The sequence below is a fragment of the Saccharicrinis aurantiacus genome (genome assembly GCF_947489045.1).
Classification (GTDB): domain Bacteria; phylum Bacteroidota; class Bacteroidia; order Bacteroidales; family Marinilabiliaceae; genus Saccharicrinis; species Saccharicrinis aurantiacus.
Window position 1 is genome coordinate 62,412 of sequence record NZ_CANLCN010000001.1, and the last position, 21,813, is coordinate 84,224.

General features: G+C 36.6%; 14 protein-coding genes. 12 read left to right on the forward strand and 2 right to left on the reverse strand.

Annotation, left to right across the window (positions count from 1 at the left end):
• Positions 1-25: 25 nt before the first annotated feature.
• From QMO11_RS00220 to QMO11_RS00275, 12 genes are all read left to right on the forward strand, one after another.
• Positions 26-1,549 (forward strand): cellulase family glycosylhydrolase, encoded by a 1,524-nt coding sequence (locus QMO11_RS00220; protein WP_282035473.1) that lies wholly within the window; start codon positions 26-28, stop codon positions 1,547-1,549.
• A 28-nt stretch (positions 1,550-1,577) separates the two neighbouring features.
• Positions 1,578-3,212: a sodium:solute symporter gene (locus tag QMO11_RS00225; protein ID WP_282035474.1), complete on the forward strand. Its 1,635-nt coding sequence runs from the start codon at positions 1,578-1,580 to the stop codon at positions 3,210-3,212.
• A 181-nt stretch (positions 3,213-3,393) separates the two neighbouring features.
• A complete protein-coding gene (locus QMO11_RS00230) occupies positions 3,394-4,446 on the forward strand; it encodes a T9SS type A sorting domain-containing protein (protein ID WP_282035475.1) in 1,053 nt (350 codons plus the stop codon).
• Positions 4,447-5,457: 1,011 nt separating this feature from the next.
• Positions 5,458-6,525, forward strand: a complete 1,068-nt coding sequence (locus QMO11_RS00235) for a T9SS type A sorting domain-containing protein (protein WP_282035476.1) — start codon at positions 5,458-5,460, stop codon at positions 6,523-6,525.
• A gap of 173 nt (positions 6,526-6,698) precedes the next feature.
• A complete protein-coding gene (locus tag QMO11_RS00240) occupies positions 6,699-8,171 on the forward strand; it encodes a sulfatase family protein (RefSeq protein WP_282035477.1) in 1,473 nt (490 codons plus the stop codon).
• A 24-nt stretch (positions 8,172-8,195) separates the two neighbouring features.
• Positions 8,196-9,695: a T9SS type A sorting domain-containing protein gene (locus QMO11_RS00245; protein ID WP_282035478.1), complete on the forward strand. Its 1,500-nt coding sequence runs from the start codon at positions 8,196-8,198 to the stop codon at positions 9,693-9,695.
• Between the two features lie 18 nt (positions 9,696-9,713).
• Positions 9,714-11,348 (forward strand): sulfatase, encoded by a 1,635-nt coding sequence (locus QMO11_RS00250; protein ID WP_282035479.1) that lies wholly within the window; start codon positions 9,714-9,716, stop codon positions 11,346-11,348.
• Positions 11,349-11,514: 166 nt separating this feature from the next.
• Positions 11,515-15,654, forward strand: a complete 4,140-nt coding sequence (locus QMO11_RS00255) for a hybrid sensor histidine kinase/response regulator transcription factor (protein ID WP_282035480.1) — start codon at positions 11,515-11,517, stop codon at positions 15,652-15,654.
• A gap of 48 nt (positions 15,655-15,702) precedes the next feature.
• Positions 15,703-16,209, forward strand: coding sequence for a hypothetical protein (locus QMO11_RS00260; protein ID WP_282035481.1), 507 nt, complete (start codon positions 15,703-15,705; stop codon positions 16,207-16,209).
• 163 nt (positions 16,210-16,372) lie between these two features.
• Complete coding sequence (locus QMO11_RS00265) at positions 16,373-17,518, forward strand: FMN-binding protein (protein ID WP_282035482.1); 1,146 nt, start codon at positions 16,373-16,375, stop codon at positions 17,516-17,518.
• 9 nt (positions 17,519-17,527) lie between these two features.
• Positions 17,528-18,799, forward strand: coding sequence for a flavin reductase (locus QMO11_RS00270; protein WP_282035483.1), 1,272 nt, complete (start codon positions 17,528-17,530; stop codon positions 18,797-18,799).
• A 79-nt stretch (positions 18,800-18,878) separates the two neighbouring features.
• A complete protein-coding gene (locus tag QMO11_RS00275; protein WP_282035484.1) occupies positions 18,879-19,592 on the forward strand; it encodes a hypothetical protein in 714 nt (237 codons plus the stop codon).
• 77 nt (positions 19,593-19,669) lie between these two features.
• Here QMO11_RS00275 and QMO11_RS00280 read toward each other — a convergent pair whose 3' ends face one another.
• Both QMO11_RS00280 and QMO11_RS00285 read right to left on the reverse strand, forming a co-directional pair.
• Positions 19,670-20,821 carry an ABC transporter permease gene (locus QMO11_RS00280; protein ID WP_282035485.1) on the reverse strand — a complete coding sequence of 384 codons (1,152 nt, stop codon included), beginning with the start codon at positions 20,819-20,821 and terminating at the stop codon, positions 19,670-19,672.
• Positions 20,822-20,833: 12 nt separating this feature from the next.
• Positions 20,834-21,787: an HlyD family secretion protein gene (locus QMO11_RS00285; protein WP_282035486.1), complete on the reverse strand. Its 954-nt coding sequence runs from the start codon at positions 21,785-21,787 to the stop codon at positions 20,834-20,836.
• Between the last annotated feature and the right edge of the window lie 26 nt (positions 21,788-21,813).

Sequence of the window (21,813 nt, forward strand, 5' to 3'; positions counted from 1 at the left end):
TTGTTTTATAATTAAAATTTGTCACATGAAATTATTTTCGGCAATATTAATTGCATTAACCATCATGTCTTGTACGCCTAAAAATCAGGTTACTGTAAATATAAATACTACAGATATAGTAACAGAAAATTTCATTGGAAACGGTGTGCAGCTCGATCCTTATCCGCATGCAGACACTAAAGATGCAGATTGGGGTTTGTTAATGACACCTGAAAAATGGGCCCGTGTGTATCACCGTTTAGATTATATGCAGCCGCATTTTATGCGTATTGTTGATCAGGCAAACTGGCGATATCTAAAAGGGTTTGATAAAAACAATAATCCAATAATTGATTTTGATACTGATGAGGAAAAAGTGTTAGAGCAATTATTAGATTACTGTGAAAAAAATAATATTACCGTTCTTCTTGGCGAGTGGGGAGTACCATATGAGGTGCATGATGTGGATGCTGGCTTTTCAGGAATATTAAAGGGAGCGAACGATCCTGTATGGATTTCGATGATTGTGGATCATTTAGATTATTTAATTAATATTAAAGGGTATACTTGCATCCGTTACTTCAACCTGGTAAACGAGCCTAATGGCGATTGGTCTACCGTTGATGGCGATTACGATCAATGGAGAGAAGGAGCGAGCATGTTGGCCCAAGCTTTACGCGATAAAGGTTTAGATAAAACCGTTACCATTGCCGGACCAGATGCTGTTGCGCATTGCGATAACCATAAATCAGATTATACCGGTATGGAGTGGATTCACCAAGCCGCTGATGATTTAAAAGACGATATGGGCGCACTCGAAATTCATGCGTATCTCGAGGCTCATATTATTAGAGAAGGAAGAATTGAGATTGACTATGCGAATTTAGCTGAGAAAGCACGTGAAGTAAATTTACCTATCCTTTTTGGTGAGTTAGGTACAGATAGAAATAGTGCCGAAAATCAAGCTCGTGTAGCGCAAGATCCATATGCTTGTGAAGATTCGCAAATGGATGTTTACGATTTTTCTTACGGAATTGACATGGCAAATGCTACTATTCAGGTTATGAACACAGGTTTTCATGGTTCTGCTGCCTGGGCTGCTGATGATGCCATGCATACCTTAAACGACCTTGGTAATAAAAATGAGATTAAACGATGGGGCTTTTGGAATTCATTAGGAACGGAGCTATGTAACAACCCTGCCGATGAAGCAATTCGTCCGTGGTTCTATACATGGTCTTTAACTTGTAGATATATACAGCCGGGTAGTTCAATTGTTAAAACCGAGGTGCTTAATTGCGAAGGTTTACGTGTTGTAACAGCAGTTAATGGTAAGCAAGTAACAATTGGTATTGTAAATACAACAGAGGCTGATCATAACCTGACTTTAAATGCTGATGTTGCATCAAATGCTTTATTTCAGGAATTTGTTTACGAAGAAAATGCTTATAAAGTTGATGCTGAAGGATTCCCTGTTGCTGAGCAAAACAAGCTTAGTTTTAAGCAAAATCAATTAGATATTTCGGTTGCCGCTAATAGTTTTAGGTTATTAACAACCTATAGTTTTTAGTTCTATTTTAATCTGTAAAATAATATAAATGAGTATTAGTACAATTGATATCACAATCTTAGTAGTGTTCTTGGTGGGCATCATTTGGTGGGCACTCCGCAATGGACAAAGCGAAGATTCTGATTCATATTTTTTAGCAGGGCGAAGTATGAAATGGCCAATAATTGGTCTTTCTTTATTTGCCGCTAGTGTATCCAGTTCCACCCTTATGGGGCACTCAGGCGAAGGGTTTATTTCTGGTATAGCTGTTTTTAATTACAATTGGATTTCGGTATTGGTAATGGTGTTTTTCGCACTTTTCTTTTTACCATTCTATATTAAATCGGGTATTTTCACAATGCCTGAGTTTTTAGAGCGCAGATTCGATAAAAAGTCGAGATACTACTTTTCATTCATCACCATTTTTGGTAATGTATTCTTAGATGCTGCAGCTACCTTATACACGGGTTCATTAATTATTAAACTAATTTTTCCTGAGGTTGATTTATTCCTGATAATTGTAATAATGGCAATTATTGCAGGTAGTTACACCATTGTTGGTGGATTATCATCGGCCATTAATGCCGATGTTATTCAAGCTACCATCCTCATTATAGGATCAGGTATTTTATACTTTTTTGCCATTCATGAGATTGGCGGTTGGGAAGAATTGGCAATGCGTTTTAACGATGGCGTTTGGCTTAAGTTAACACGTCCGCTCGATGATCCTACTGTGCCATGGTTAGGCATGTGGTTGGGTATTCCAATCTTAGGCTTTTACTTTTGGGCCAATAACCAAGTAATGGTGCAGCGTGTTTTATCGGCAAAATCGATAGATCACGGTCGTAAAGGTGTTTTATTTGTAGGCTTCCTTTACTTATTCACATTGTTTATTTTTATCCTTCCAGGATTAATCGGAAGAGGCATCAACTTATTCGATGTTGAGGGCTTACCACAGCATATGGTTGATGGAAGTACTTTAAAATCGGCATTCGGTATCAATACCGATCAAGTATACCCTCGTATGATTGTGAAGTTGTTACCAGTAGGGCTTATCGGGATTATTTTGGCAGCTATGATTTCTGCCTTAACTTCTACCTTAAGTGCTACCTTAAGTTCGGTATCTACCCTATTTACAATGGATTTTTATCAACGATTTGATAAAAATGCCGATAGTAAAAAGTTGGTTCGTGTAGGTCGTATCACATCAATAGTAGTATTGGTATTTGCTATTTTTTGGGCGCCTGTAATACAGCAGTTCGATTCGTTGGTATCATATTATCAAGAGGTAATGTCGTATTTAGCACCACCAATTGTAGGAACCTTCTTTTTAGGTTTATTTTGGCAACGATCAAATGCAAAAGGCGCCATGTCTGGTTTGTTATCAGGTTTATTTGTTGCCGCAGCCATAATGATTGCAAAATATGTGTTAGGCGTAGAAATAACACTTCACTTTTTATTGTTAGCACCAATAGTGTTAATATTTAGTGTGGTAGTTAATGTGGTAGTTAGTTTATTAACTCCTGCGCCAAATCCGGTACAAGTGGCGCAAAACACATGGACTAGAAAAATATGGCACGAAGAAAGCAAAGAACTAGAAGGTGTAGTTTGGTATAAAAACTTTAGAGTTTTAGCTTTAGCCTTGGTTATTGCTTGTTTTACCATGTACGCTATTTTCTTTTAAGCAGAAGGGAAATGATTTAAAATTGGCATAATAATTTAGTTACTACACCCAGGGATTTGTTTATCTCTGGGTGTTTTTATTTATCTGCTTATCTAATGAATTTATTTGTACATCGCTTTATTAAGCTCTCATTAAGTTTAAAAACGAAAATCACTATTTTTTAAATTTAATAGAGTCTACTATGAAAAAACAATTACTAAAAATTTGCGCTCTGCTATTATTGTTAGTTACAATAAGTTCATCCGCTTTAGCACAGCACACTATCAACTCTGTAGTATTACGATATGATGATGCCGGAGGAGAAGAGATACTCCTCAATTCTCCAATAGTATTGGGGAGTACTATTTATTACGATATAAATTACACTGTTGAAACAGAAGGTGTAATAAACATGATGCAGCGAGCATACTATGGTGATGGCACTGAAAATCCGAAATGGCCTTTAGTGTCTCCTAGTTCTATTGCTACTGTAGTAGGAACTAATAGTATTACAGGAACCTTTGAATTAAATGATGCTTCAAATATGATAGCTTCAGAGTCTGGGATTATAAAATTTGCACTGGTTTCTGGTACGACTAAGGATTTTTGGCAATTGTCAGTTGAATTTACAAAAGGAGAACCCAATCCGGATACTCCAGTTATTTCATCAGCATCCTACACAAATCAAGGAACTTTGGCACTTGGTTCTTCCTTTACTTTTGATGTAGATTTTTCAGTGCCCGATAATGGAAAAGTGTATCAATTAGGAGTAATGCAAACATGTTGGCTAGAGGGAGGAAGCGAAGCCGTTTGGGTGAATACAACTAAATACCCTATTGATGCTTCGGGTAGTTCTTTTAACGGACTATTTAATGTTGTAATGGCAAATAATGGGGGAGTTTCATGTATAGCAGGAGTGGGAAATATTAGTTTCGTTCTGTTCGAAGATGATGTTATAATGGAAAGCACACGCCAACAAATACAAACCGAATTTACTAAAACAGCAACTAATATTGCTATAGGTTTAAGTGATGAATTCAAGATTTATCCTAACCCTGCAACCACCGATTTGTTTGTGCAAGCAGAAAGCGGAGCTTTAATTGAAATTTGTAATGTAACAGGTGCAATAATAAAAACTCAAATTTCAAGCTCGGAGCTACAATATATCTCAATTTCTGATTTAGATAGAGGAATGTATATAATTAAGGTTAAGGGGGATGATTCGTCATTTACAAGTAAGTTATTGGTAAAATAGCATACTATATTAAACAATATCATGGGCCAGCTAATTTAATTAGTTGGCCTTTTTTATGCACAAAATTAGTCAGCCTATTGCACGAATTTAATGTAGGTATTCAAGTTAAATCAACATATGAAGTAAAAGAACTAGATTTAGATTTCTTTGATGGGGAATAAATAGAGCACACAAAACTAAAGGATATTGGCTGTTGGTACAAACTTCTTAGTTTAACTCCTAAAATAAACTCGCCAAACAATAAATTAAAGTCTAAACTGAATTCGGTTCATAGTATTATCCACATGTCATACTACTTTATCGCTAACTGATCATTGAATTTTACCTTATCCCAAATGGGCGAAAGCCCAAATTGTTGCCGGAAGGCATAATCTAAATAGATTATTGGCCAAAAACCCGCCGGAAGCGCTTTGCGTATATAGATTATTGCCTAAATTCTTTCCGGAAGTGCTTTGCGTATATACGATAATGCTAAAATTCTTGTCGGTAGGCAATATCCCATATGGGCGAAGGCTGTTTGCTTCGCCGGTTGCTAAAATCTATATGGGATAAGCCTCAAAATTTAAAAGTCTCTCGCGCATTTAGGAGTTGGTTGATTGTTAATGAGTTATCTTGCGGGCTTGTTTTTTGCGAAGTCACTCTTTCTCAAAAAGAGGCATTTGCTAAGTGATATTACTCTTAAAACTATAAAATACTAACCGACTTTTCATCGTTCACGCAATCCTATTTATAATAAAGCAAATACCCCGTATTATATCTAGCACAAAGTAGGTGCAAAGCAAGCGTTAAAAGTATAATAATATGTAATTATTTCGTTCATTTTGATGATAGAATACCCTAATATATTAGTTGAAAATAAAAATATTTATAATTGCAAGGTGTAGTTATTCAAGGGTTTGTGTCTGTTTGTATTTGTATGTATAAATGTTAATACGGTTTGGACTTATGTGTATATGCATAGGCCGAAGTGTGTATAGTTTTACAGTAACGTTAAATCAAAGAAATCATATTATGAAAAAACAGTTACTTAAAATTAGCTTATTATTAATGTGTTTAGTTGGTGGTATTGCCAATGCACAAACGTGCGACGAAATTAAATTATTCTACAAAAACAGCGATGGCTCAAAAGGTGCTGAAATAGCAGATGATGGTGATGTTCAGTTAGGGTCTACAATAAAAGTTGAGTTGACCACAAGTTCTGCTGTGGAAGGTAAAATTATATTTATGCAATTGGCAGGACCGATTACATGGGTAAAAACGTACTCTCAGAATAGTGAGCCTACTATACCTCAAGGAAACAGTCAGCTAACAGCCTTTGATTTTGATGTTAAAGCAGATGGGAAAGCCGAGGTAGGAGCTAGTTTTTTTAAAGTGGTTTTTAAAGATGTAAATAATGATAATATTGGAACAGGAGGACAAAAGCCTGTTACCTTTACTGAGGCTGCACCAGCTCCAGATGGTCCAACTATCACCTCAGGATCTTATGTTGGGCAACCCTATGTGCAGTTTGGTACACCACTTAGTTATACTGTTGAATTTTCTTATCCAGATGATGGGAACGAATATAAACTAGGTATACTGCAAACTAATTGGCTAGAAGGTGAAGCAAGTGCCAAGTGGGTTCAAACCAATAAAGTTGTATTAACAGGAGAAGCAAGCCCATATTCAGGAACTTATAATGTTGTTACGCAAAATAATAGTGGAGTTAATTGTGTTGATGGTGTAGGTAATATAAGTTTTGTACTTTTTGTTAACGATGGAAATGGTGGTGATGATGCTATTTTAATAGATACAAAAGTTCAGATTCAAACTACATTCTCAACTACCCCAACTTCAATAGGCAGAACAGAAACATCTGCATTCAAAGTATATCCAAATCCTGCATCAAGCCACGTTTTTGTTGAGGCAGAAGAAGGCAGTATGGTTGAAATATGCAATGTAGCAGGTTCTGTTGTTAAGTCTTTAACTACTACATCAAGTAAACAAAATATTTCAGTAGTTGATTTAGCAAAAGGAATGTATGTGCTTAAAGTTACAACAGATGGTAAAGCACAAACCACAAAATTATTAGTAAAGTAATCCAGGTTTAAAGTAAATATAGTTTGTAAGCTAAAGAGGCTAGCTATTCCTTATAATAGGTAGTCTCTTTTTATAAAAAGTGTAAGCGTTTAGTTATTAAATTAACTACTTAAATAAGCTTTCAAACTAACGAACTATAATCTAAAGCATCGTTAAATTATTATTGTAATATTATGAGACTTTCATCCATTTTCCAAATCAGTTTATTTACTGCCTTCACATTAGCATTAATGTCGTGCAGCAATACCAAATCAAATGATAAAAACACAACAGAGCAAGCACCCAAACCTAATATTCTTGTTGTGTTATGCGACGATTTAGGCTATTCTGATGTGGGTTTTAATGGCTCAAAAGATATTACAACTCCTGCCTTAGATGCACTTGCGAATGAAGGAACCGTATTTTCATCAGCCTATGTGGTGCATCCTTTTTGCGGCCCAAGTAGAGCTGGTTTAATGACAGGGCGTTACCCGCACAAGTTAGGAGCACAATTTAATTTACCACCCAATAGCGAAACCATTGGTAAAGGCATTCCTACCTCCGAAACTTTCATAAGTAAGGTGCTTCAAGATGCTGGGTATTATACCGGAGCAATTGGCAAATGGCATTTAGGCTCAGTGGCTCAATATCATCCTAACGTACGCGGATACGATGATTTTTATGGTTTTCTAGGAGGAGGACATAACTACTTTCCTGAGCAATATCAAAAAGCTTATCATAAACAAAAGGCCGCTGGTAAAGAAGTCATTTTCGAGTATTTACTTCCGCTCGAACACAATGGTGAAGAAGTAAAAGAAACAGAATACATTACCGATGCGCTGTCGCGCGAAGCCGTTCGTTTTGTAAACGATGCATCTAAAAAGGAAGATCCATTCTTTTTGTATTTGGCATACAATGCACCGCATACGCCCTTAGAGGCGAAAGATGAAGATTTAGCCATGTTCCCGAACATAGAAGATAAATCTCGTAAAACATACGCAGCAATGGTTTATGCTGTAGATAGAGGCGTTCAAAAAATAGTGAATGCCTTAAAAGAAACCAATCAGTTAGATAATACTTTAATTGTTTTTTTAAGCGACAATGGCGGTAAAACAAGTAAAGGAGCCACTAATTTTCCGCTAAGAGAAGGAAAAGGAAGCACCTGCGAGGGGGGCTATAGAGTGCCTATGTTTTGGTATTGGCCAAACCGAATTAAGGGTGGTCAGAAATACGATTTCAATATCTCAGCACTTGATTTTTATCCAACCTTTGCCCGTTTAGCTGGGGCCGATATCCCCGAAAACAAAAAGTTAGATGGTAAAGATGTTTGGGATGATGTGCTTGCAGGTAAAGATGCACGCAAAGGCGAATATATTTATGCCTTAAGGCACAGAGAGCATTGGAGTGATGTGGGCCTTAGACGCGATAACTGGAAGGCGTTAAAAGTTTATAATCAACCTTGGGCTTTATATAATGTGAGCGAAGATTTAGGGGAAACTAAGAATCTAAGAAACGAACATCCTGAAGTTTTAAAGCAGATGGTATTAGAAGCGCAAAGATGGAGCCAAACACATCAGCAACCGCAGTGGTGGCACGATGAAGCAACCGGTATTGCATGGCACCAAGAAAAGATGCCGCATTGGGATGAGACATTTAATTTTAATTAGGATTTAACTTTTAAAGCAAAAATAATGGGAAGATATTTGGTAGTATTACTATGTACACTATGTTTTTCAGGTAGCTTATTCGCTCAGGAATTACCACTTTCGCATCCTGATATGAAATGGGAGTTTTTATCTCATTTTTCAGATGAGTTTGATGGCGCTACTTTGGATCAAAAGTGGACTACCGATGTGAGAGATTGGGGTACTTGGGCTTGGGAAAGTGAAAATACGTATGTGAATAATGGATCTTTGGCCATACGCATGCGTCAAAAAGAAAAGAGAAGCGATATTGGTAAAGATGTTTACTTTACTTCGGGCATTGCGCAAATTGATGAAACCATTACCTATGGATATTTTGAGGCGCGAATGAAAGGCTCATCAAAGGGGCAAGGTACCTGCCCAGCTTTTTGGTTGTATAGTCGTAGCATCCCTGAAGTTGAGGAAGAGGGCTACGTTCAATATTCAGAGATTGATGTGATTGAAATATTTCAGATTCCGAATAAAGAGCAGACTCTTGAAATGAATTTGCATACTCGCATATACGAGGATGGTGCCTTTGTTTGGAAACGCCCCGGTCAGGGTAATACCGAATTGTGTCACAATAGTTGGGATGCACCTTGGCACCCTAGCGATGAATACCACACCTATGGAGTAATGAATAGGGTAGATTCTATCTTTTGGTATGTTGATGGAGTGCAACGCGGCGCTAAGAAGAATCATTATTGGCATTTACCAATGCGTATTACCGTTTCAATGGGCTTGCGAACGCCTTACGAAAAGTATATTGATGGCGTAAGAACCATAATGCCTTATCCTGAGGAAACACCAGAACCGGGTTTTCCAACAGAAATGTATTGCGATTATGTTAGGGTTTGGGAAGCGCAACCACAGATAATAGTGGATTACGAAAAATACGAAAATGATGAATTCCCTATTAATTTACCATTGGTATTTCAGTGTTATTTTGATGCCGGAAGTGGACATGAAGTAATTGCCGATAGCTATAATGGTATAGAGGCCATATTGCTTGAGAAGAATGCCCAAGGAGATATTATAAGTGAAGATAAAATAGAGAACCCAGCGGTTATTGGTCAACAGGGTGGCAATGTTACTTTTAGCTTTGATATTAGTTCTTACGATCTTACTGAGGATTTGCCCGAAGGTAATTATTATGAGATCATACCTAAGTTTACATCATCGATAAATGAAGGAACTGATATTGTTTTAGACAAGCCCCTTAAGGGGATTAAGTTGGTTGAAGAATATGTGGGTATTAAAGAGGATGTTTTATCTGAACTATCTGTATTTCCCAATCCAGCTTCCAATAGGATAACAGTAAAAGGATTGCCTAATCAAGAAACAGAATTATCGCTTTATAATATTTTTGGAGGATGTGTATTAACAAAAACTACGGTCGGAGAGGAGAGTAAAACTTTATCTATTGGCTCATTAAATGATGGGGTTTACTTGTTAAAGGTGGCGACTTCAAATGTTAATAAGGTGATTAAAATTACCAAGGGGAATTAAAAGATTAATCTAAAAAATATGAATAACAGACTAATTATTTTGGCAATAGCATTAGTTACTTTTGTGAGTTGTGCTACCAAAGAAGAATCAAAGAAGAAACCAAACATTCTTTTTATTGCATTTGATGACTTACGTCCTGAACTCGGATGCTATGGCGTTAATGAGGTGCAAAGTCCTAATCTTGATGCTATCGGAAACGATGGTTTAATATTTGACAATGCCTATTGTCAGCAGGCCATTTGTAGTCCATCAAGAGCAAGTTTAATGACGGGTGCTCGCCCCGAAACCATTGGCGTAGTTGAAAACTATACATATTTCCGCGATAAAAATCCAGATATCATAACCCTTCCGCAGTTCTTTAAACAAAATGGTTATGAAACCACTTACGCCGGTAAAATTTATCATGGTAAGTATAACGACCCTGACTTATCGTGGTCGCGTAAGGCGGTGCATCCTAAGCTAGATCGCATACAAACCAAAGGAGGATTTGCACTCAAAGAAAATCAAGAGTTCTGGGAAGAAGATCGTGCTAAGATGGAAGCCAAATATGGTAAAAATGCATTGAGAAACGGATTGGCTCAAGGTCCTGTTTGCGAATCGGCTGATGTGCCTGATTATACTTACGAAGATGGCTATAACACAGAATGTGCCATAGCAACTTTAAAAGAGATGGTAAGCACAAACCCAGATAAGCCCTTCTTTTTGGGTTTAGGTTTTAAAAAGCCGCATCTGAATTTTATTGCGCCTAAAAAATACTGGGATTTGTATAACGAAGCTGAAATTCCTTTGGCAAAGTTTAAGGATGCACCAGTAAATGGAGCAGCAATGGGTTTACATCCATCCTTTGAGATGCGTGCTAGAGCAGGTGTTCCAAAGCAAGGCGATTTTGATGATGACTTGGCAAGATATTTATTACACGGTTACTTAGCTTGCGTGAGCTATGTTGATGCGCAGTTGGGCAAAATGGTTGATGCATTAGAAGAGGCCGGTGTAAGAGATAATACCATAATAATTGTTTGGGGCGATCATGGGTGGCATCTTGGTGATATGGGCATTTGGGGTAAAGCAACCAATTACGAAATATCAACGCGTGTGCCACTAATGATCTGGACTCCCGATATGAAAGCAGACTTAAGGGGTTCGCATAGCAAGGCATTAGTTGAGTTGGTAGATATGTATCCAACCTTGGCTGATTTGGCTGGTCTCGAAGCACCTTCTCACCTTGAAGGGCATAGTTTTTCGGCATTAATTGATAATCCTAATCAAGAATGGAAGAAGGCAGTTTTTAGTCAGTTTCCCAATCCTGCATTAAGAGAGTGGGCAGCAAATCCCCTGTCAAAGGGAATGCGCGAAACATATTTTGGCCCTCTCATTGAAGAGGTGGAAGAGAAAATAAAAGAACAAATGGGCGATAAATGGGATAGAGACCTATTTGAAAACCGATTGATGGGTTACGGTATGCGCACCGAGCAATATCGTTTTGTGGTTTGGAAAGATTACACCATACCAAGCGCCGAACCTATATTCTATGAGTTGTACGATCATACTAATGACCCATATGAAACCGTAAATGTTGCTGATGATAATCCTGAAAAAGTGAAAGCATTATATGCACAGTTTAAAAAAGGTTGGAAAGGTAATTTGCCTAATTAATTGGGCAATAAAATAAGGTTAAAAGGGGTGCTTTATTGAGTACCCCTTTCTGCGTTTAATCCTTAGTGGGTTTAATGAAATTCATGAGTTCTTATAACAAGCGTTTAGGTCTTATTTAGTAGATTTAAACTTTCGTAAGTTTTTTTAATTATTAGCTATTAAAATTATGCCAATCAGAAATTACTTTTTAATTATAGCTATTCTGATATCCGGTCAGATACTTTCACAAAATCAATCGCTTAGATATTCAAATCACTTTACCATTGATGATGGATTGTCGCATACCGGTATCTCATGTATTCTTGAAGATTCACATGGTTATGTTTGGGTAGGTACTTTTGATGGCTTAAATCGTTACGATGGCTACGAATTTGTTGCCTATAAAAACACGCGTGATAAACATTTATTTATCAGTAACAGAATATATGCATTATTCGAAGATTCAAACGGAAATATATGGATAAGTACCGAAGGAGGAATATCTATTTATGATTATAAAACCCAACGCTTTATTGAGGTGTATTCTCACTCAAAAATATTAAGAGGCGCAACCGGACCGAGGGTATTTAGCATCACAGAGGATAAGGAAAGTAATACCATTATTTGTGCATCAGAGCAATCGGGTTTATTACAGTTCAATTACAATTTTGAGTTGCTAAATAAGTTCTACCCTAATGCTATAATTCCGCGTAATACAACCAAGATTAGTATTTACGATATTAAGGTATTACCCAAATCAAACTATATTCTTTCTACTTCTTTCGGAATTTTAAACTTCAATTTAAAGAATACCCATTTTAGCATAATTAAAGAAACGTCTCGTAAATATAGTGGCTACGTTACTGTAGTAGGAAATTCAATATTAACCGACACCGATGAGGGGATTTTGGTTTTTGATTACCATCAAAGTGCAGATTCTATAACTTACTCAAAAGGGCTTAATAAGTTAACTGATTATAGAGTTACCAATGCTATTTTAGGTACAAAGGGAAGTCTTTGGGTAGCTACTAGAAATAACGGTGTACAAAAAATAAGTAGTGCCAATCAGTTCTTATCAGGAGGTAATTATACTATTAAAAGTTTTAATAAAACAGGAGGTAATTTAAATATCAACTGCATGGCATCCACTGTTCGTAGTGGGTTTTGGTTAGGTACTATATTTAATAATGGATTGTATCAGTTTAAGGAGCAAGAAGTACATTTTAACCATTATAGTATCAAGCAAAATTTGCCCTACGATATGGGGTCTGATAATATAATGAGTGTTGCAGAACTCGATAGTAATAGAGTGTTTATATGCACGCTCAATAAAGGAATATCTTTATTCAACACCAAAACCAAAGCGTTTGAACCAATACCAATTGAGTTTGGGCGCAGAGACAAAGAAAAAGTGAAGTCTGTTTATGTTGATAGAGATAAAAACATATGGCTTCAGGTTGGATTTCAGGGTTTGTTCATAGTAAAACACGGTAAAAAAAGGCTTGAGAAAGTACTGTCAAATGGTACCTATAAGTTCTTAGATTATATAGTTCGTTCTTATTCTGAAGATAATGAAGGGAACCTTTGGATAGGTGGTAAGCTAGGGGTTTTCAGATTAACGATGAGCGACAATGCTACCCTAATTAAAATGCAAGATTTAAGTGATAATCCATTTTTTAAGGATAAATCATTGGTTGATATTCGCAGTGTTTATGCCGATCCATACCACTCTTTGCTATGGATAGCCTCAGAAACTCGTGGCTTGTACAGAGTTCGAATTTATAACAATACGCGTGTTGACCAATTTGATGTTACGCAGTATTTAAAAGATGATACCAATCCAAAATCTATTTCAAGTAATTTTATCTCAGGTATCACACGCCTGCCTAATAAGGAGTTGTGGTTAAGTACCAACCATGGTGGTGTTTGTCAGCTTATTAATGCCAATACCGATGCTGAGTTTATTACCTATTCAGAGAAGGATGGCTTATCCAATCACGTGGTTACCGGTTTGTCTTTCGATTCTGAGAGTAACCTGTGGTTGAGTACCAATCACGGTATCAATAAATTTGTTTCTGCCGAAAGACGATTCCGAATTTTCAGTAAGGATGATGGAGTGCCCTTTGAAACCTATAAGTACGGATCAGCTCAGCTAAAAAACGGGACCATTGTTTTTTATGGCTACGAAGGAATTTGTTATTTCAAGCCCAAACACATTAGAGATACAGAGAAATTACCCAATCTAGAGTTTGGGAGTTTACGCATTTATAATAAAGAAGTTCTTCCCTTAGATACCGTAAACAATAGGGTAATATTATCTCAAAATATCAACAACACCGAAGAGGTTACCTTGGAGCATTTCGAGAACTCTATTGCCATTGAGCTGAAATCCATTCACTATTCTAATCCACGTAATCATTTTATCGAATATAAAATGTTACCCGTTAATACCGAGTGGATCAAGGTTCCATCTAATCAAAATGTGGTTCAATATAGTGGTTTGCGTTCAGGTAATTATACCTTTAAGGTGCGTGCATCAAACTCAATAAATAATTGGACTCCAGTAAAAGAGCTTAAAATTAATGTGAAACCGCCTTTCTGGCGAACGCCAGCAGCTTTTATACTATACTTAGCCTTGCTGAGCATTATTGTGTATATCATTATAGCATTTCGCTTGCGCATTCAAGGTCTGAATCATAGTCTAGAAATTGAGCAACTCGAGATTGATAACGTAAAAGAAGTGAATGCAGCCAAACTGCGCTTCTTTTCAAATATCTCTCACGAAATTAAAACACCATTAACCTTAATTGCCGGACCAGTAGAAACCTTGGTTGAGAAGTATAAAAAACATGGTGAAATAAGTGAGAAGTTAGCCATTGTGCAACGCCAATCTAAAAAGATTACGCAGCTGATTGATCAGGTTCATGATTTTCAACGTTCCGATGCCAATCAGCTAAAAATGAATAACAGTACTTTTTCATTTAATAATTTTATTGATGACTTGTGTGCCGATTTTGAGCACTTGGCACAAAGTACCAATAAGGTATTTCAGGTAAATAAGCCCGATGAGGAAATATATGTTTTGGCTGATAAGGATAAGTTGGAAAAGATATATAACAACCTTCTGAATAATGCCTTTAAATATACCAAAGAGAATGACACAATTACCGTAGGGTATAAACAAGATGCGCGTTCCTTAAAACTGTGGGTTGAGGATACAGGAAAGGGAATTGATAGCGAAGATTTACCATTTATTTTTGAGCGTTTTTATCAATCTAAAAAGGCGCATAGTGCTTATACCGGGGGCTCTGGGATTGGCTTAGCATTTTCAAAACGTTTGGCCGAATTACATTTAGGTAAAATAGTTGCGCAAAGTACTTTTGGTGAGGGAACCATTCTTACGGTTGATTTACCAATTGTAGTGGAGCAGCCAAGTGAATTAATCCTTAAAAAAGAAAAGGAAGTTTTAGAAGCCGGTAAACTTGAATTAGCGGAGATTAAAACAGAGCAAAAAGTAGAATTAAAGCTGAATCACGATTATTCTAAAACCATAGTTTATCTAGTGGAAGATAATAATGATATGCGCATGTTTGTTTCAAAAGCCTTATCGGAATTCTTTAATGTTAAAACCTTTGCCAACGGACAAGAGTGCATTGATGAAATGCAAGAAGCATGGCCCGACCTTATTGTTAGTGATGTGTTAATGCCCGAGGTAAATGGCTTTGAATTGTGCCGAAGGGTAAAAACGGATATTAAAACAAGCCATATTCCGGTAGTATTATTAACCGCGTGTACTTCAATTGATGAACAAATACAAGGGATTAACGAAGGAGCCGATGCGTATATCAAAAAACCATTTAATATGCAGCATTTGGTAAGTAGTATCGAGTCCTTATTACAAAGCAGACAGCAGCTTCGTGAGCGCTTTCAGATGAGTATGCCACTTAGGTTAGAGCGCGAACAAGAACAAAGTCAAAGTGATCATATTTTCTTAGAAAAGCTTTATGAAGTGATAAACGAGAATTTGGATAACCAAGATTTAGATGTGGATCAATTGGCCCGAGCTTTATATTTTAATAGAACCAATTTTTATCAGAAAGTTAAAGCCATCACAAACTGTACGCCATTTGAATTTTTAAAGGAATATAGATTAACCAAAGCAGCTGAAATGCTAGTTCAGAATAAAGCTTCTGTTGGCGATGTAATTATAATGACAGGCTTTAAAAGCCGAACCCATTTTAATAAGGTATTTAAAGAGCGTTATCAGGTTACACCAAGTAAATATGCAGCCGATCAAATACAAAAACTCAATGATACAAATATATAATTGGTGTGCTTGGTTTAATAATGAATTGGTAGTTATAGAAATAGTCATATGATAAAATATATTTTAATATTCTTAACGGTTGGACTTGTATTTTCAAGTAGTTTGGAAGCTAAGAATATACCAGATTCGTTGGTGCATTACATAAACAAAGAATTACCTAAATACAAAATTCCATCATGCCTTGATTACATGAAAGGGTGGGAAAGTTTTCAAGACGATGATACTCAATTGCCTTTTTTCTGCACGAGCGATTATAATGGGGACAATTTATTGGATTTCGCTGTGTTGTTAAAAGACTCTAGCGATGAATTATTTTTGTATGTGTTTCTTCAACAGGCTAATGGATATGAAATTGTTCTAATTGATAAAATCCAAAACTATAACAGCAAAAAGTTTCAAATAGTCATCAGGTCAGAATTAAAAGGTGTATGGGAATCAATAACAGAGAAGATTACAGTTTGTAATAATGGTATAAGCATAGTTTTAATAGAAGAAAGCTTAACTTGGTCATACTATTACCATGAAGGTAAATTTATACAATTCATTTACGACTAAAAAACTACTGCTTCCCCATTAATAGGTATGAAGAATTGAGCCGTTCCGTTCTCTTAAATCATCAATGTAAATTAAAGAAAGGTTATATTTTAACAGTTTTATAACTCATTATGCATTTTCGATAACTTACTTTTGTAATCCGACAAAATAAGTAAGTGATATAATGCGTAAAACAACTTTATCTAAAAAGATACTTCAAAGCATAACAATTGTATTGATACTATTGGCTATTGCTTTGCGCTTAGGAGGAGCGCGTGAATGGTTTGCTCCTAGCAAAGAGCGGCAGCTCGAAATTACAGATATTCAAAATGTATTTCCAAATGCATCTAGTTGTCGATTAAAATCGGATAAAAGTATTGAGGTTCGCTCCGATAAATCAGACCGGATAGGTACAATACTTTCATCTGTAATTTATGAAACTTCCCAACTTGGGTACAATGATGTATTGCCTATTTTAATTGGGCTTGATCTTGATCACAGAGTAAAAGCCATTGCGGTTTTGGATAATAGTGAGACCGGAGAATTTATGTCGCACGTATATGATAGCAATTTACTATCAAAATGGGATGGGAAGCAGGTTGATACTACATTAATTCAACACAAAGTAGATGCGATAAGTGGGGCAACCTATAGTAGTGAAGCCATTATAAAGGGCGTAAATGCTACTTTATCAACTTATTTATCCATTGAACAAAGTCATCAATTAAATTGGCTTAGAATAACACAATTGGTGCTTGTATTTTTATTAATACTGAGCTCATTGGTAATGGTTTTTACCAAGCGTTTTAAGAAATATTATTTCTACTATTTACTGGCAGTTGTGCTGGTATTTGGTTTTTTTACAAACAAAATGTTATCCCTAAGCATCTTTGAAACATGGCTGCAAAACGGACTACCTTGGTACACCAATGTTGAGTTAATACTTATTCTTGTAGCCTCAATTATAATGACTTTTATAGGGAAGCATAAATATTATTGTAACTACCTATGTCCAATGGGAGCATTACAAATGATCGCTTCTAAACTATCTCCTTTTAGGAAACGAAAGTTTGTGAAGAAGGTATTCAATATTGATCTGCGTCTCATTTATTTATGTTTTATATGGGCTTCCATTTTAATGGGAATAAGCTTGCCCTTATCATCAATGGAACCATTTTTAGCCTTTGCCTATTCCGTTTCCGGATGGCTTATGATTGGGGCAGGTTTACTAATTGTAATAGTATCCTTATTTTTTAACCGTCCTTGGTGTGCGCTTTGTCCAACAGGATGTGCCTTAGATTCGATCCCATCTTTTAAACAAAAAAAATAGAAATACATCATGCAGAATAAACCCAATATATTAAACGTATTATTCACAATTATAATAGTTGTGCTTGTTTATCAATTAACAAAACAAAGCGATGAAGAACAGCCATCAGTCAAGCAAGAAGAAAGCCCGGTTAATCAATCAATTGCTTCTAATTTAGGTGAACAAACTAAAATATCGGTGGGCGTTAAAGGACACATTATGCCTAAGCCAGCTTTGGTTATTGGTACGTACGGTGCTGATGGAAATCCGAATATTATGACTGCAGCTTGGGCAGGTATTTGCAATTCAAATCCATTGAGCATAGCAGTGTCTATTCGCGAATCTCGCTTGAGTTATGAAAATATTATGGCAACTAAATCATTAACTGTAAATGTGCCATCAACAGCTCTGGTTGCAGAAATGGATTACGTAGGAAATATCTCGGGACACGATGTTGATAAGTTTAAAGAATTAGGCTTAACGCCGATGAAGGGAGAGTATGTAAATGCACCATATATTAAAGAGTTTCCTATTGCCATAGAGTGTGAAGTTACTCAGGTAATAAACCTAGGTTCGCACACTCAATTTATAGGTAAGGTTATAGATACAAAGGTAGATGCACATCTTATTAAAGAAAATGGAGCTGTTGATATTGAAGCCTTGCAGCCTGTTTTTTACGAAGATGAGTATTATTACTCATACGGAATACCAGTTGCTAAACCTTGGGATGCGTATAAATTATTTGTAGAAGGGGAGAACCCAAGCTTTAAACCCAAGCAATATACAAATGCTACTATTGCAACCATTCATGAGCGAAAAAGCGTGCGCCACTTTACCAATCAGAAAGTAACTAACAGTCAACTGGAAGTATTACTTAAGGCAGGAATGGCGGCACCAACTGCGGTTAATAAACAACCTTGGGCATTTGTTGCAATCACCGATAAAGCTGTTTTAAATGAGCTTGAGCAAGATTTACCTTATGCTAAAATGTTATCTCAAGCTTCAGCAGCTATTGTGGTGTGTGGCGATTTAAACAAGGCCATTAAGGTGGATGACTATTGGATTCAGGATTGTTCTGCAGCAACCCAAAACATACTATTAGCGGCTGAGTCTATTGGTTTAGGTGCAGTATGGACTGGGGTTTTTCCTCGTCAGGAACGTATTGAAACTGTAAAAACAGTCTTAGGACTTCCTGAGCATATGGTACCGCTTAATGTTATTCCAATTGGGTATCCAACAGGAGAAGATCAGCCAAAAGATAAATGGAAACCAGAGAATGTTTATTGGCAAAATATGAAATAACCAATCTAAAAGTCAGACATTTAAATTATATTAAATATAAAGTTGTAAATTGAAATTCTTATTCATTAAACCTTAACTCATGATTAATAAACAGAATGCTCTTCTGCTCCTTCTTATAACAATTGCAGGTACGCTTGTAGCGCAAGAAAATAGTGGTACTAAAACCGATTCGTTAAATACAGATTTAGAAATAGAAACAGAAAACACAGGAGCTAGTAGAAATCATCAAAATATAATATTGAACAGTGTTAATTCTGAAGAAATAGAATTAAACACAGTTGAAGTGGATGCTGAGGTAGATCCTAATATTGCGAATACAATTAGTGGAGTACGAGGCGATTTTTATGATATCGACGGAACTTACAAGCTACACAATGACCTTTATGTTTATAACCGAAATAAAAAAGATCAGGTTTTAGGAATAGGAGAGTATTACTTTTTGACGCTAGGAATTAGATGGATTTCTAACGATAAACTAACCTTTTTTGCAAATGGTTTATTTATTACGGAGATTGATGCTTTGGATGGTAAAGTTTATTATCGTTTTGGGGGGCATGCTGGTTTCGATTATTCTATCACAGAGCGATTAACATTTAAAGCCGAAGGTCAGTATTTGGCAGGACCTAAGGGTAATCCATTTGTGGGTAATCATCTTTTTGAACAATCAAATGTAGGAGCTTCGTTAATGTATAAAGTGAGCCCCAAGGTTAAAGTAGGTGTGAATAGTAGGCATGTTTTTGATAATCCAGGGGCTAAAAATATCACAGGAGGTTCTGTAAAAGTAGGCTTCTAAACAAGATAGCTTCTAAAAAGAAGAGCTTGCCTTTAACAGACAAGCTCTACAATTATTGTTATTTAAATCGGAATGAATTAGGCTTTTTGTTTGCGGGCTTTTATTTTAAATATGATGTAGCAAACTATGGCAAAAAACAATGCTATATATAGCAAGCCTTTTAGTTCGGGCAACACATCGTTAAAGTTGGCATCGTAAAGCATTACCTTTCTTAATCCTTCAAGAAAGTGCGTAAGCGGAATGGTTTTGGCTAGCATCACAATGCTTTCTGGCATTTGCGATAGAGGCCAAGTAAATCCACTTAATATAAAGCTAGGTGTGGCTACTACCATAAGTATTTCCGTAGCTTTTAGCTGACTTGGAATGGCCAAACTAACTGCTATTCCCATAAAACTCACTGATACTATTAAAGCCAACAATAGACTAACTAGTGCTAATGGACTAGCATGTAGTGGTACTTTAAATAGTGGGAACATGCTCCATAGTAATAGCATGATGACAGCCCCCATAATCCAGAACAGTATGGATTTGATGAACATAGCCATCCATGGGTTTTGTACCTTGCTATAGAATTCGCTGAAGAATGTTTTTTCTTCAAACTCACGAGCAAAACTCAAGGCCAAAGCCAACATAAACACCTGTTGAATAATTACACCCAAAACCCCCGGCCAAAGGAACATCATGTAATTGGCCGATTTATTAAAGAAGCGTGCGTAGTTTACACCAAAGGCTTCGTATTGCTCTTTGGCAGTTACAGCAGGCACTCCTTTTTTAGTAAGACTAGAAATTTCGATACCCGCATTTAAGGTACCCAAAGCCACTTGAATACCTTTGGCGGCATAGTTGGCAGGTAGTATATTGGCGGTATTTACTTCCACTTGTATTTCAGGATGACGCTTTTGAATGATATCTGCCTCGAAACGATTTGGGATAGTAATAATAGCATCGTATCCATTGCTGATCACCAAATTTTTAACATCAGCCGTATTAAAGGCCACATCTACAGTAAGTACTTCAGTATCATCAAGCATCTCAATGGCTTTGTGGCTCATGGGTGTATCGTCCATATCAACCACAAGAACCGGCAAATTATCTACTTTACCTTTACTGTATACTGCACCCAGTAATAAACCATACAAGAGCGGCGCACCCAAAAATATGGCTACCACAACGGAGTTGCTGGTAAAGAGCTTCCACTCTCTTTTAATTAACGAAAAGAAATTATTCATGCTAAGGCTTTATTATTTCAGTAAAACAGTAATGTTGGTAATCATGTTATTTACGTTTGTGCCTGCAGCAGGTACAGCTTTCACTTCGTAAATAGACTCGCCTAACTCGTACTCAGGGAAGGCTGAAGTAATATTGGCATAGCGTGTTAATTGCTTCACAGATACAATTTTTGCTTTATAGCTTTCGTTGGTGAACGGCGATTCTATAGCTACCTTATCCCCAACTTTATATTTAGCAATATTGTGTTCTGTAACTGTAAAACGGAAGTATGCTTTTGACAGTTCGTAACCATTGGCCACACCATAACCAGGTAATACCAACTCGCCTGGGTGTAAGGCAATGGTTTCGATAGTCATGGCTTGTGGAGCAACTAAAAAACGCTCGCTATACGCCACGTTAGCTTCTTCTAAAGCACCTTTGGCACGTTCAAGAGTTCCTAATGCCATTTGTATTTTCTCATCGCGCACGCCATTTTTCACTTCTTCGTATTTCGCTTTTACACCTACATATTGTGCTTTTGCACCTTGGTATTTCATGTAAACCTCGTCGTGCTTTTGCACAGATACCATGCTATCTTTAAACATATTGTTGATACGGTTGTACGATTTCTCGGCAAACTTATATTGCTCAGTAACCGCATCTAACTTGGCCATAATTTGCTCTAACTGCTCGTTAGTAGCGCCTTTTAGTGCCATTTTATACTGACCCTCGGCAGCGTTAACTGCACCTTGTGCTTGGTTCATTTTGGCTTCAACCTCAGGCATATCTAATAAAAATAAAGTATCCCCTTTGTTTACTTTGTCACCCTCGTTGGCATATATCTCAATAATGCGACCTGGGTATTTAGAAACTACCATTAAGGCATCGCGTTTAATTTTTCCTTGTTCGCCTTCGATGGTTTTTGGTGCACAAGAGCTTAATAGGACTAGTACACTTAATATTTGAATTTTTATTATTGTTTTCATAGCTATATTGTATTGATAAAATCTGT